12 protein-coding genes are annotated in these 14049 nt (G+C 33.7%); 5 read left to right on the plus strand and 7 right to left on the minus strand.

Annotated features, from left to right (window positions below; translation table 11 throughout):
* Positions 1 to 5 precede the first annotated feature (5 nt).
* From xylA to B8963_RS10125, 4 genes are all read right to left on the minus strand, one after another.
* On the minus strand, positions 6 to 1331 hold the full coding sequence (gene xylA / locus B8963_RS10110; RefSeq protein WP_084061406.1) for a xylose isomerase: 1326 nt from the start codon (positions 1329 to 1331) through the stop codon (positions 6 to 8).
* A 25-nt stretch (positions 1332 to 1356) separates the two neighbouring features.
* Positions 1357 to 2841 carry a xylulokinase gene (locus tag B8963_RS10115; protein ID WP_084061407.1) on the minus strand — a complete coding sequence of 495 codons (1485 nt, stop codon included), beginning with the start codon at positions 2839 to 2841 and terminating at the stop codon, positions 1357 to 1359.
* Between the two features lie 4 nt (positions 2842 to 2845).
* On the minus strand, positions 2846 to 3844 hold the full coding sequence (locus B8963_RS10120) for a GntR family transcriptional regulator (RefSeq protein WP_143312511.1): 999 nt from the start codon (positions 3842 to 3844) through the stop codon (positions 2846 to 2848).
* Positions 3845 to 4195: 351 nt separating this feature from the next.
* Positions 4196 to 4885: an NUDIX hydrolase gene (locus B8963_RS10125; RefSeq protein WP_234989652.1), complete on the minus strand. Its 690-nt coding sequence runs from the start codon at positions 4883 to 4885 to the stop codon at positions 4196 to 4198.
* An 84-nt stretch (positions 4886 to 4969) separates the two neighbouring features.
* On the opposite strand from B8963_RS10125, the gene galK reads away from it, so the two are divergent.
* From galK to B8963_RS10150, 5 genes are all read left to right on the plus strand, one after another.
* Entirely contained in the window at positions 4970 to 6106 is a 1137-nt protein-coding gene (gene galK / locus B8963_RS10130) for a galactokinase (RefSeq protein WP_084061410.1), read from the plus strand.
* On the plus strand, positions 6106 to 7146 hold the full coding sequence (locus B8963_RS10135; RefSeq protein ID WP_084061411.1) for a UDP-glucose--hexose-1-phosphate uridylyltransferase: 1041 nt from the start codon (positions 6106 to 6108) through the stop codon (positions 7144 to 7146). Before galK ends, B8963_RS10135 begins: the two co-directional genes overlap by 1 nt.
* Positions 7147 to 7160: 14 nt before the next feature.
* Entirely contained in the window at positions 7161 to 8189 is a 1029-nt protein-coding gene (locus B8963_RS10140; RefSeq protein ID WP_084061412.1) for a LacI family DNA-binding transcriptional regulator, read from the plus strand.
* A gap of 63 nt (positions 8190 to 8252) precedes the next feature.
* Positions 8253 to 8810, plus strand: coding sequence for a YeeE/YedE family protein (locus tag B8963_RS10145; protein ID WP_084061413.1), 558 nt, complete (start codon positions 8253 to 8255; stop codon positions 8808 to 8810).
* Positions 8811 to 8812: 2 nt separating this feature from the next.
* Positions 8813 to 9226 (plus strand): DUF6691 family protein, encoded by a 414-nt coding sequence (locus B8963_RS10150; protein WP_084061414.1) that lies wholly within the window; start codon positions 8813 to 8815, stop codon positions 9224 to 9226.
* Between the two features lie 12 nt (positions 9227 to 9238).
* Here the strand turns inward: B8963_RS10150 and B8963_RS10155 are convergent, their stop codons facing one another.
* The 3 genes from B8963_RS10155 to B8963_RS10165 form a co-directional block, all read right to left on the minus strand.
* On the minus strand, positions 9239 to 10006 hold the full coding sequence (locus B8963_RS10155; RefSeq protein WP_084061415.1) for a glycoside hydrolase family 16 protein: 768 nt from the start codon (positions 10004 to 10006) through the stop codon (positions 9239 to 9241).
* A 4-nt stretch (positions 10007 to 10010) separates the two neighbouring features.
* Positions 10011 to 12275, minus strand: a complete 2265-nt coding sequence (gene bglX / locus B8963_RS10160) for a beta-glucosidase BglX (protein ID WP_084061666.1) — start codon at positions 12273 to 12275, stop codon at positions 10011 to 10013.
* A gap of 107 nt (positions 12276 to 12382) precedes the next feature.
* Complete coding sequence (locus B8963_RS10165) at positions 12383 to 14038, minus strand: glycoside hydrolase family 16 protein (RefSeq protein WP_084061416.1); 1656 nt, start codon at positions 14036 to 14038, stop codon at positions 12383 to 12385.
* Positions 14039 to 14049 lie beyond the last annotated feature (11 nt).

The raw sequence follows: 14049 nt of genomic DNA on the forward strand, positions 1-14049 counted from the left end.
AAATATTATATATATTGATTAATAATATTTTCAAATAATTCTTGTTTACCACTTTGTAACGGTAATTCTCCGTTTTCTTGTGCTAGCTTATACAAATCTTCTAATTTTAATTTACCAGCTTCAAAATCTTTACCCTTTCCACTATCAAAAGAACTGTAACGCTTTGTTCTCAAATCATCATAAGCAGATGATGTAATGATTTTATCAGCAGTTATTAAAGCTCTTGCAAAAGTATCTGCTCCACCAATATGGGCTAAGAATACATCTTCCATATCGGTAGAATTTCTTCTGATTTTGGCATCAAAATTAACACCTCCGCCTTGTAAGCCACCTGCTTTCAAGAACACAAGCATTGCCTCTGTTGTCTCTTGAATATTATTAGGAAACTGATCTGTATCCCATCCATTTTGATAATCGCCTCGGTTAGCATCTAAACTACCTAACATACCCGCTTTTGCTGCTGTAGCAATTTCGTGCTGAAATGTATGCTGCGCTAAGGTGGCATGGTTTACTTCAATATTAATTTTAAAATCTTTTTCTAAACCATACTCTTTTAAGAATCCAATTGCGGTTGCAGAATCAAAATCGTATTGATGTTTCATTGGTTCCATTGGCTTAGGCTCTATAAAGAAATTTCCTTTAAATCCTTTTGCTCTAGCATAATCTCTAGCCATTACTAAAAATTGACCCATGTGGTCTAATTCACGACCCATATCGGTATTTAATAACGACATATAACCTTCTCTACCGCCCCAGAAAACGTAATTTTCACCATCTAATGCCATAGTAGCGTCTAAGGCTAATTTTACCTGACCACCTGCTCTTGATACTACATTAAAATCAGGATTGGTAGCAGCACCATTCATATAACGTGGATTAGAGAAACAGTTGGCGGTTCCCCAAAGTAGTTTTATACCTGAAGCGGCCTTTTTCTGTTTTAAATATTCAGTAATTGTAGCCAGTCTTTTTTCTGATTCTGCAAAAGTTGAAGCTTCTTGAACTAAATCGTAATCATGAAAACAGAAATAATCAAAACCCATTTTGCTAATGAATTCAAAAGCAGCGTCGGCTTTATCTTTTGCTGCTTGAATAGGATCAGAAGCTTTATCCCATTCAAAACTTTGCGTACCTGGACCGAACGGATCACCACCTTGCCCACAGAATGTGTGCCAATAAGCAACAGAAAATTTAAAATGCTCGCGCATTGTTTTTCCAGCAACCACTTGTTCTGGGTTATAGTATTTAAAAGCTAACGGATTATCGGAATCCTTACCTTCAAACTTAATTTGTCCAATACCTTTAAAATATTCTTTATCTCCTAAAATTGCCATTTTTATTGATTTTTAATTTGTTATATTATTTATTATTTAAAACGAGTTCTAATTCTTTTTTCCAATTTTCATATGCTTTTTGATAAGGTTCTTTATCCTTAAAAGGCATAAACGTCATTACATGATCATTATCCATGATTAATTTACCATAGGTATCAAAATCGCCTTCATGTAAACCAGCTGCTCTAGCCGCTCCAATTGCTCCAGTGGTATTGTATATTTCTATTTCATAACCTATAAGGGTTGCAACAGTATTAGCGAAAATATCTGATCTAAATAAATTATCATTTCCAGCTCGGATTACATTAACATTAATCCCGTCTGACTTTAATATTTCCATACCATAAACAAAGGAAAAAGCAATTCCTTCAAGAGCTGCTCTACATAAATGGCCTTTGTGATGGTTGTTTAGATTAACATTGACTAACCTAGTGCCTATGTTCATATTGTTAAGCATACGTTCTGCACCATTTCCAAACGGGAGCATACATACGCCATCGGAACCTATGGTAACCTCAGAAGCTAGGTTATTCATCTCTTCATAAGAATTCACCGCGAGATTATTCAATAACCAACGATACTGAATACCTGCTCCATTAATATTCAACAACTTACCAATTCTTGGGTTGGATTTAGTGTAGTTTACATGTGCAAAATTGTTAACACGCGTACTTTCTTTTCCAGACAAGCTCTCGGTTACTGCATAGACGACGCCAGAAGTACCTCCTGTTGCCGCTACTTCACCTGGGTTAAAAACATTTAAAGACAATGCGTTATTAGGCTGATCGCCAGCTCTATAAAAAATTGGCGTACCTACAGCCAAACCGCTAGCTTCGGCCCCTTTTTCATCAACAGTAGATTGCAATCCAAACGTATCCACTATTTCTGGTACTAATGCCTTGTCTATACCATAATGGTCGAGCAGAAATTGCGCTAATTCATCATTTTTAAAATCCCAAAAAATGCCCTCAGACAAACCTGAAATAGTCGTATTTATCTTATTGGATAATTTATAAGCAATGTAATCTCCAGGCAGCATAAACTTATGAATTTTAGCATATAGGTCTGGTTCATTGTCTTTTACCCATTTTAATTTTGAAGCTGTAAAATTGGCCGGTGAGTTTAATAAATGTGTTGCACATTTTTCTTGACCTAAAGCTGCAAATGCAGCATTACCTATTTCTACTGCTCTACTATCGCACCAAATAATACTTTTTCTAATAGGCTTACCATTTTCATCAACAATAACAAGGCCATGCATTTGATAGGATATTCCTATTCCTTTAATATCTGCTATTGATACAGCATATTTTCTTTTTAAACGTTCTATAGCCTTACAAATATGTTTCCACCACTCTTCAGGATTTTGCTCCGCCCAGCCATTTTTTAAGGCAAGCATACTCATTTCTGTTTCTGGTTCTTGAACAACTCCAAGACTTTTCCCTGTTTTAATTTCTACTAAAGCCGCTTTAATAGACGAGCTTCCTAAATCGAATCCTATGTAATACATAATGTTATAATGAATCTCTTAAAATTATTTTCGTAGGTACGTAAACCTGAATAGGCTTATCTGAATTAATAAACTTCGCTGCACTAACACCTAACTGGTTAAAATCGGTAGAAACCACAGTAATACCTTTATAAATGAATTTTTTCATTGGTGTATCGTTGTAAGACAAAAAACCAACGTCCACACCTGGTTCTAAATTTTTGGCTCTACACTGTTCTAAAAAAGTACCTAACACACGATCGCTAACACTTAAATAAGCTATCCCTTTTTCAATAACATACTCCTTAGGGTTCATTTTTATAACACTTACAAAACCATAATCTTTACAATATTTATCAAAATATTCTAGCGTTTCTTTAGGATGATTTGTGTAATTTGGATATAAAAAGTGAAGCTCTCTATAGTTTCTAAACGATGTTGTCACACTTTCTAGCGCGGCATAAAACGATTTACCAAAATCTTGAAATACGTAATTATTGTCACTACGTGCATGTATATTCCAATCTATTAATAATAAATCTTCATTAGGTATTTTAGCTAAGGTTTTAGACACCAATTTATGATCAAAACCCATAACCACATATTTGTAATACTTACCAAGACTATTATTTATTATGGTCTTAAAATTGTCAATATTATAATGATGAAATTGCACATCTGTGATGATATCATTTTCCATTTCATTTACGAAAGAATGATATAGCACTTCTTTATATGCTTTAAAGGTGTCTAATACCAGAAGTACTTTTCTGTTTTTACTAGCAATATAATACCCCTTGTTAGGAACAGACTTTATTACTCCATTCTCTTTCAAAATTGTATAAGCTTTAAAAACGGTATCTCTAGAAAGTTTGTGTTCTTGACACACACTGTTCACAGACGGTATCGCATCACCAACTGCCAAGATATCTTTAGCCACTGATTGGTTAATTTTATCAACAATTTGCTGATATTTTGGGATATCGCTATCATGATCAATAAAAAAACTAAAGTTATTTTGCATAATTACAATCCGTACTGGTCTGTTCTGGTATGTGCCAAAAATATAAATTTATTCCGAAATACAAAAAATAATTTCTGTACTTACCTTTTAAAGACGACCTTAATACTATTATTATATTTAATAAATGTAACTAAGATTACGAGTTATAATCGTTTTAGTAAAAGTTAGTAAGTTTTGGCCTAACTAACTGGAATATAAAAACTATAAATAATACATAAATTCAAATAAATAATATTGAAAATTTTGAACTTAGAAAGGAATGCCATGGAGAGATAGAGACATCCTATTAATATATATTGATGAACAAAATAATAAGTGCAGAAATTTATTATTTGAATTATTAAACACCAATTAAATCAAAGAAAATTTGAAGCCTTTATTTTTTAGTTTTCTATATTTAGTATAATCAAACTCATATAAAAAGGCACCTTTTTTGGAGCTAGATTTGTCTTTTTCTTTTAACTGGATTAGTATGTTTAAAGACAATAATTTTTTTCTGAAATTTCTACTATCAAATTTTTTCTGAAAAATCTCTTCATACAGTGTTTGTAATTGAGGTATGGTAAACTTCTTTGGCAACAATTCTAATCCTATAGGATAGTATTGCGCACGATTTCTTAAGCGAGCCAAAGCATCAACAACCATTTGATTATGATCCAATACCAATTCTGGTAAATCAGAAACACTATGCCATTGCACACCATCTTTAATCTCTAAAGTTTCTTCATTTTCTAAACCAATTAATGCAAATTGTCCAATAGAAATACAACGAGCCCCTGGATCCCTATCTACCGCAGTATATGATTTTAGTTCTTCCATATAAACTTCATCTAGGCCAGTAATTTCATGTAAAACACGCTTACCCGCCTCTTCTACAGATTCGTTGGGCAAAATAAAACTACCTATTAAAGACCAACCTCCTTTAAGTGGCTCTAATAATCTTTTAAAAAGCAAAAGTTTTAGCGTGCCATGATCATATCCAAAAATAATGCAATCCACTGCTACTAAAATCTTTTCTCCATGCTTGTATTTATCGCTCAAAACCAAAAAAAATTAATCCTTTAAAAATTAATAAACGTAATATATACATTTATTTTTATATTTGCTTTAAAATCATCCGCTATTATGACTTTTATTGACGAATTTTTACCAGATTTAACTGTTGAATCGCCAGGCAGAATAAACTTGATTGGAGAGCACACAGATTATAATTTAGGTTTTGTAATGCCCACCGCCATTGATAAAAAAATAATATTAAAGTTTCGCAAAAATGGCTCACCAACTGAATGTAAAGTTCATAGCTTAAACAATAACGAAACACTATTATTTTCGCTCACAAATATAGCTAAAAGCCCTTTAAACTGGGAAAATTATATTTTGGGAGTAATGCACGAACTACTAAATAGAACAACTAAAATAGCTGGTTTTGATTGTATCATACAAAGTAATTTACCTATTGGCTCAGGACTAAGTTCTTCAGCTGCATTAGAATGTGGGTTAGCATCTGGTTTAAATGCATTATTTGATCTAGGGCTTTCAAAAGAGGATATTGTAGTGTTATCAAGAGCTGCAGAACATAATTACGTAGGAACAAAATGTGGAATTATGGACCAGTACGCCTCAGTCATGAGCAAACCTGGATTCGTTATCATGTTAGATTGCAGGAGTTTAGAATCAAAATATATTCCTTTAAATCTCCATGACTATAAATTGTTATTACTGAATACCAATATTTCTCATAGTCTTGCAGATAGTGAGTATAATACCAGGCTGAATGAATGTTTAGAAGGCTTAAAAATGATTCAGCAAAAACATCCAAATAGTGCTTCGCTAAGAGATGTTACAAAACCAATGCTAGATGAAATAAAACAAAAAATAGATCCAGTTATATACAACAGATGCGAATATATTATAGAAGAAAACGATCGCGTAATTGCTGCATCTAATGCCCTTAAAAATGATGATTTAGTACTTTTTGGCAAACTTATGTATGGCTCTCATGATGGGCTACAACACAAATATCAAGTAAGTTGCCCAGAACTAGATTTTCTTGTAGACTATTCGAGAGACAAAGAATTTATTTTAGGTTCACGAATGATGGGTGGTGGTTTTGGCGGCTGCACCATTAATTTAATTCATAAAGATGTTGTTGAAGCTTATACAAAAGAAATGTCACAAGCCTATCGTAAAAAGTTTAACATAGATCTAGATGCCTATTTAGCAATGCCTGACTCTGGTACAATTATTAAAAAACAAAAATAATGGATAATACGTTTAATGAAAATCCACATAGAAGGTTTAATATTTTAACAGGAGAATGGGTTTTGGTTTCTCCACACAGAACAAAAAGACCTTGGCAGGGAAAAGTTGAAAAAACTGTTTCACCTTTAAAAGACACTTATGATGAAAATTGCTATTTGTGCCCTACTAACACCAGAATGGGTGGGAAAAAGAATCCTGACTACAAAAAAGCGTATTCTTTCATCAATGATTTTGCCGCATTAATGCCCGAAGTACCTGAAGGAGAATTACAGCATAATCTTTTACAGGCAAAATCTGAAAAAGGTGTCTGTAAAGTTGTTTGCTTTTCACCAGACCATTCTTTAACACTCCCTGTTATGGAAGAAAAGGATATTGTCGAAGTCATTTCTTTATGGCAAAGAGAATACTTAGAACTCGGTAAATTGCCGTTTATAAATCATGTTCAAATTTTTGAAAACAAAGGCGATACCATGGGATGTAGTAACCCACATCCACACGGTCAGATATGGGCTCAAGAATCTATTCCTCAAGAAACTTTAAAAAAGACTAAAAATCAAGCAAATTATTGGAAAGGCTTCAAAAAAAGTATACTTTTAGAATACATTGAGCAAGAATTAAAGGCCAAAGAACGAATCGTTGTAGAAAACAAAGATTTCCTTGCATTAGTGCCCTTTTGGGCAATATGGCCCTATGAAACTATGATTATACCAAAACGACATATTCAGAATATTGCACTGTTAAATGAAGATGAAAAAGTTTCCTTTGCTGCAATCATAAAAGAATTGACCATAAAATACGATAACTTATTTAATACAAGTTTTCCATATTCTGCGGGAATTCATCAAGCACCTACAGACGGAGAAGATCATCCGGAATGGCATTTTCACATGTCGTTTTATCCACCATTACTAAGATCTGCAACGGTGAAAAAGTTTATGGTTGGATATGAAATGTTTGCCGATCCGCAAAGGGATATTACTGCTGAACAAGCGGCAAAAAGTTTGAGAGAACTTAGTACCATTCATTATAGCAAACTATAAATATTACATTAGATATGAACAAAAAAATTACTTTAAAAGAGTTAGCTGTCATATCTAATTTTTCCGTTTCAACCATTTCTAAAGCCTTATCTGGCAATAGAGAAATTAGCGAAGAAACACGCAAAAAAATTATTGCCATTGCCAAGTTATATAATTACAGACCCAATGCAGCTGCAAGAAGTTTAAAATCGCAAAAAACAAAAACCATTGGTGTAATTATACCAAATATATTGACACACTATTTTGCCAAAGTTTTAGTTGGTATTGAGCATGAAGCTAGCAAAAAAGGTTACAATATTATCACTTGTATTTCTGATGAATCTTATAAAAAAGAAGTAAAAAGCATGGAAATGTTGGCTTCTGGAAGTGTTGATGGTTTTTTAATATCACTTTCAAAAGAAACTCAGACAAAAGGCAATTACGATCATATTACATCGGTTATAAACAACGGCCTACCAGTACTTATGTTTGATAGAACCTCAAATAAAATCCACTGCGATAAAGTAATAATTAATGATTTTGATGCCGCTTATAATGCTACAAAAGTATTGTTGCATTCGTCCTGCAGAATAGTAATCTTTATTTCGCCTATTTCTGATACAAATGTTGGTTTGGAAAGAGCAAATGGTTATACACAAGCAATAACTGACTTTTTTAATGGTACTGTAGCACCGCTTATTTATAACTTTACGGATTATTCACAAGCTAGGGAAGATATAGAAAATATTTTATCAAAAAAGAAGGTAGATGGCATTATTACTTCAGACGAACTTTCAGCAATATTTTCCATGAATATAGCTATTTCCAAAGGCTTTAAAATCCCAGGTGACATTTCCATTATAGGTTTTACAGATGGTATTTTATCAAGAAATAGCAATCCTCCACTCACCATCGTCAATCAAAATGAAACCGAATTAGGTAAAATTTCTGCCGCTAATTTAATTAAAAGAATAGAAAATAATTCAAAAGAAAGCTATACAACACAAATAATTGAAACTAATATTATTTATCGAAAATCTATAAATGCAACTATTGAGATTTAGAAAACTAAAATATCATGACCAATTAATGGCTGTTTCTTATATTTTTGCTGAAAATTATTTTAAATGGATTTTATATTAAAACCTTGGCCGTGGTATGTTTCTGGCCCACTAATTACCCTAACAATGCTAATACTAGTTCTATTTGGTAAAACCTTTGGAATGTCATCTAACCTAAGAACTTTCTGTGCTATTGGTGGGGCAGGAAAATATGCTGATTTTTTTAAGTTTGATTGGAAAGCGCAACGATGGAATTTAACCGTTGTTTTGGGAGCAATTATTGGTGGATTTATAGCTGTGCATTTTTTGTCTGATGGATCACCTATACAATTGAACCCAGAAACAGTTTCTGATTTAAATTCTTTAGGGTTTGAAAACGTTGGAGCATCACTCTTACCTTCAGAAATTTATAGCTGGGACAGTATTTTAACTTTAAAAGGTATTTCAATACTAACAATTGCTGGTTTCTTGGTTGGTTTTGGAACTAGATATGCGGGCGGATGTACTTCTGGTCATGCCATTACTGGGTTGAGTAATTTACAATTACCTTCCTTAATTGCCGTTGTTGGCTTTTTTATTGGAGGCATAATCATGACCTATTTTCTAATCCCCTTAATATTTTAAGTATGAAGTTTTTAAAATTTTTATTCGTAGGTATATTTTTCGGGATTGTATTAGTAAAATCTGAAGCTGTTTCTTGGTACCGTATTTTTGAAATGTTCAAATTTCAATCTTTTCATATGTATGGAATCATCGGATCCGCAGTTGTGTTAGGTGCTTTGTCTCTATGGCTTATTAGAAGACTAAACGTTAAAAGTACTGAAGGGCAAACTATCCAATTGCCTGAAAAAGAAAAAAATTACACAGCAAATATTATTGGAGGTGCTATATTCGGTTTAGGTTGGGCCTTAGCTGGGGCATGCCCTGGACCTATGTACATTCTTTTAGGCACAGGTGTGTTTAGCATGCTAATTGTTATTGCGGCGGCAACATTAGGCACTTTTGTTTATGGTCTTTTAAAAGGTAAGTTACCTCATTAATCTAATTACGAATTAGTGAGAATATACACGAACATAGTCTATTATAAATTTTTGCGGAAAGAGATGGTCATCAATATCATTTCCACCCAAATTACCTCCTACCGCAGTGTTTAAAATAACATAGAAAGGCTGGTCAAAAGGCCAGTTATTTTTATTTTTAAGAGTGGGATTATAACTAAATAATTCTTTTCCATCTACAAAAAACGATATCTTATCTGGACTCCAGTTTACTGCATACACATGAAAACCTTCTTCTATTCCTATTATTTCAGTTGTTTTAGTATAGGCCTTATCGCCAAACTGTTCTTGAAAATGTAAGGTATTAAAAACGGTATTTGGCTTTCTACCAATATATTCTAAAATATCTATTTCCCCTGAACGAGGCCAACCTACTTCAGAAATATTACTCCCTAACATCCAAAATGCAGGCCATAAACCCTTCGCTAATGGCAATTTTGCACGCGCTTCAATGCTACCGTATTTAAACTCTTTCTTGCCCTTGGTTGTTATACGTGTAGAAGAATAATTATTAGCTCCTTTTTTAATATTTATATGCAAAAATCCATCCTTTAATTCATGGTTGGTTTTTGTATAAATCTGTTTTTCATTATTTCCCCAACCACATAAATTTGGGCAACCATCACCTAATTCAAAATTCCAATACTTTTCATTCAAAGTGGTGCCATCAAAATTATCTTCCCAAATTAGCGTAGATTTAGATTTGCAACCAACACAAATAAGAAATATGGTGAATGCTTTTACTATGGTATTAAACTTCATGCTATTATTCGGTTACAGAAAAATCGGCTTCAAGTGTAGTTTTTGAACTTCCACCTATAAAAACTTTAAAATCCCCTGGTTCAACTTCCCACTTATTATTAGCCGTATAAAACTGAAGCGTTTCTTTTGAAATTTCGAAGGTTACTTCTTGTGATTCATTAGGTTTCAAGTTTACCATTTTAAAATCTTTAAGTTCTTTTACCGGTCTGGTAACACTACCCACCAAATCTCTTATATATAATTGCACCACCTCTTTTCCTTCATATTTACTAGTATTCTTCAAGGTAAAAGAGACAGTTAAAGTATCTATATTTTTTATTGATGTAGCACCTAATATAAGATTACTATATTCAAAATTCGCATAACTCATGCCGTGACCAAATGGGTACAATGGTTCATTACTTTCATCGCTATAATGCGACCAAAAAACAATATCATTTCCTGGATTTGTAGGTCTTCCTGTATTTTTATAGTTATAGTAAATTGGAATTTGACCAACACTTTTAGGGAAAGTCATTGGTAATTTACCACTCGGATTATAATCACCATAAAGTACCTCAGCAATAGCATTCCCACTTTGAGTTCCCAAATGCCATGCTTCAACTATGGTTGGAATATTTTCATTTGCCCAATTAATAGTTAAAGGCCTACCATTCATTAAAACCAAAACTATGTTTTTATTCACGGCATATACTGCTTTTAAGAGCTCATCTTGTAAGCCAGGTAAATCTAAAGATGTTCTACTCCGTGCTTCGCCTGTTTGAAAGCCATACTCACCTAATACCATTACTACTACATCTTTATTTTTAGCAGCTTCTACTGCTTCTTTTATTCCTTTTCGGTTGGTAGTATTTATTTTTGTTTCTGTAATAAATGCATTTTTACCAATAGTTAATTCCACTCCTTTTTGGTGGGTTAAAATATTGCCTGAATATTTTTGTAATCCTTCTAAAACGGAAACAGCCGTATTATCATCTCCTGCAATACGCCAACTTCCTAAAGGACTATTTTTATCTGCTGCCAAAGGACCAATTAATGCTATTTTTAAACCACTTTTCTTTAATGGCAATAACGAACCCTTATTTTTTAAGAGAACTATAGATTTTTTAGCAACATCAAGAACTGCTTCATTATTTTCTTTGCTTCCAATAACTGCATTTTCTCGTTCTTCATTGCAATATTTATAAGGATCATCAAATAAACCTAATTCAAATTTTAATCTTAAAATTCGTTTTACAGCATCATTAATTAATTTAACATCGACCTTGCCTTCGTCAATTAACTCCTCTAAATATTTTACATACACGTATGATTCCATGTCCATATCAGAACCAGCATTTACTGCAATACTAGCAGCCTGTTTCCCATCTTTAGCATAACCATGGTTAATCATTTCACCAATAGACCCCCAATCAGAAACAACAAAGCCATTATAATTCCATTCCTTTTTCAAAACATCACGCTGAAGAAAAGAGTTTCCTGTTGCTGGAATTCCGTTTAATTCATTAAAGGCATTCATAAATGTTTTCACGTCTGCTTTAATTGCCGCCTGAAAAGGAGGAAAAATAGTATTGTAAAGTGTAGAAGTACCAACATCAACAGTATTATAATCTCTTCCTGATTCTGAAAATCCATAACCTGCAAAATGTTTTGCACATGCTGCAATGGTATGTGGCAATGTTAAATCATCTCCTTGAAAACCTTTTACACGAGCGTAGGCAATTCTACTTCCTAAATAGGGATCTTCACCAGCACCTTCCATAACCCGCCCCCATCTTGCATCTCGAGATATATCTACCATTGGAGCAAAGGTCCAATTTATTCCACTTGCAGCACTTTCGGCCGCAGCTACTTCTGCAGACTTGCGAATAGCTTCCATATCCCAACTTGCAGCTTCTGCCAGTGGAATTGGACTCAGTGTTTTATAACCATGAATTACATCAAAACCAATAATTAAAGGAATACCTAATCGAGTTTCTTCAACTGCAATTTTTTGCACTTTTCTGACTTCAGCTACTCCGCGTACATTCAACATAGAACCTACCAAACCTGATTTTAAATGGGCGTATTTGTTTGCTGCATCTCCATTTGTTGGCGCAGGACCAGTAACATTCCAAAAACCGTTATACTGGTTCATTTGCCCAATTTTTTCTTGAAGCGTCATTAGATTTAAAAGCGAGTCTACCTTCTGATCTAAACTGTTCTTCGAAACTTGACTGTTACCTAGGTTTAAGAACAATCCAACACAAATAATTAATTTCAATTTCATTTTAAAAAAGTTTGGTTCTAGTTGCAAGCAATTTCAAATATAAGCAAATTAAAAAGGAGCAATTAAGATTCATTACATCTTACTCACTCCTTTATGCTCAACTCAATTTATTGATAAACTCTTACGTAATCGATCTCCATTGTGGACTGAGAGAAGGCACTATCTATAGCGCCACCTAAATTGCCACCCATTGCAATATTCATGATTAAAAATTGATCCGCGTTAAAAGGCCATGTTTGACTATCTTTTGTTGCTGGATTATACGTGTAATATATTTCATCGTCCACTAAAAATGAAATTTCATTAGCCGACCAGTTAATAGAATACACATGAAATTCTGATGAAACATTACTCACGGTAACTTCTCCTTTATTAGTAGTATTTCCAAAACTTGAAGGCGTATGAATAGCAGCCTGAACCACATTTTGATTATTACCAACATGCTCCATAATATCTAATTCTCCACAAGCAGGCCAGCTAACTGTTTCAAAATTTGATCCCAACATCCATAACGCAGGCCATGTACCACCACCTTCTGGTAATTTGGCCCGTATATCCACACGACCATAAGTAAAATCGAATAAGCCCTGAGTTTTTAGTCTGGCCGAGGTATAACTACTTCCACTAAAGTTTTCTTGTTTAGCTATAATTTTAAGCATGCCATCTTCCACAATTACATTATCCGCTCTGTTGGTGTAATATTGTGATTCATTATTTCCCCATCCGTTTGTTCCTGTGCCAATATCATAGGTCCAATTGGCAGCATTAGGTGCGCCGTTTGTATCAAATTCATCAGACCAAATTAAATTGGAATAGGTAACATCAACTGTTGGAGGCTCTGGAGTACCAGCGTCATCTGCTATTAATATAAACCACCAGGTAAACTCAGTATTACCATCTACAGTTCTTAAAACCATTTCATTTGCAGATCTGCTAAATATCTGGTATTGATGGTTACCTCCAGTGTAATACCCTAAAAATGCAGTTCCTGACAAGGTTAGTGTTTCAAGACCATCTGGCGCACTTAGTGACCATTGACTTGTAAAATCATTTAAAGGATAATTTTCTATATCTGCTCCATTTGGAGTTTCATTATGAGCACCTAATTCATTAATTAAATTAACACGACCAAAAACGGTACCTGAAGGGTCAACCCCATTGGCATCATTTACGCTGTTAGTAATAAACGTAAAACTACCATCTGCATTAAAAATATACCGATCATCATACATTCCTGTAGCCGATTTTTCATTTGCCGCCGCTCCGTACCATTCTGTTGGTATATTTCCACCAACTGGTCCTAAACCAAAATGACCGTTAGCTTCAGACTTAATTCTCCAAGTTCTACTGCCATCAGCAACTAACATTTGCAAAAGATCTTCAGGAGCTTCGTAAGATGCGAAAACCTCAACTTCAATTAATTGACTATTCGTAATGCCTCCTGCTCCAGTAGCGATCACCATTATGGTATAAGTATTGACGCCTGTAGTACTAAAACTATAAGATGCCTCACCATTCGGAGCAACGGTGGTAACATTATTGTTTATAAATTGATAGCTAATAGCATTATCAGCAAATGCTGTAAAATTTACAACACCACTACCATCTCCAAACGGATTAGCAGCATCAGCGCCTACAATTTCTACATCTACCACTAAATTAGTTGGTTCTAAAATAGTAGGTAAAATAGGTTCCTTTTCCTGACAACTAATGAACATTAGTAAGGTTAGAAAAACGAATGATATATTTTGAAAAAAATTCATAGATCTATTTT

It is taken from the genome of Cellulophaga tyrosinoxydans, from assembly GCF_900176415.1.
Taxonomy (GTDB): domain Bacteria; phylum Bacteroidota; class Bacteroidia; order Flavobacteriales; family Flavobacteriaceae; genus Cellulophaga; species Cellulophaga tyrosinoxydans.

Bases quoted from the DNA above. Each gene is read 5' to 3' on its own strand.
- bglX (WP_084061666.1), bottom strand. From the start codon at position 12,275: ATGAAATTGAAATTAATTATTTGTGTTGGATTGTTCTTAAACCTAGGT.
- xylA (WP_084061406.1), bottom strand. From the start codon at position 1,331: ATGGCAATTTTAGGAGATAAAGAATATTTTAAAGGTATTGGACAAATT.
- B8963_RS10140 (WP_084061412.1), top strand. From the start codon at position 7,161: ATGAACAAAAAAATTACTTTAAAAGAGTTAGCTGTCATATCTAATTTT.
- galK (WP_084061410.1), top strand. From the start codon at position 4,970: ATGACTTTTATTGACGAATTTTTACCAGATTTAACTGTTGAATCGCCA.
- B8963_RS10135 (WP_084061411.1), top strand. From the start codon at position 6,106: ATGGATAATACGTTTAATGAAAATCCACATAGAAGGTTTAATATTTTA.
- B8963_RS10165 (WP_084061416.1), bottom strand. From the start codon at position 14,038: ATGAATTTTTTTCAAAATATATCATTCGTTTTTCTAACCTTACTAATG.
- B8963_RS10115 (WP_084061407.1), bottom strand. From the start codon at position 2,841: ATGTATTACATAGGATTCGATTTAGGAAGCTCGTCTATTAAAGCGGCT.
- B8963_RS10120 (WP_143312511.1), bottom strand. From the start codon at position 3,844: ATGCAAAATAACTTTAGTTTTTTTATTGATCATGATAGCGATATCCCA.
- B8963_RS10150 (WP_084061414.1), top strand. From the start codon at position 8,813: ATGAAGTTTTTAAAATTTTTATTCGTAGGTATATTTTTCGGGATTGTA.
- B8963_RS10145 (WP_084061413.1), top strand. From the start codon at position 8,253: ATGGATTTTATATTAAAACCTTGGCCGTGGTATGTTTCTGGCCCACTA.
- B8963_RS10155 (WP_084061415.1), bottom strand. From the start codon at position 10,006: ATGAAGTTTAATACCATAGTAAAAGCATTCACCATATTTCTTATTTGT.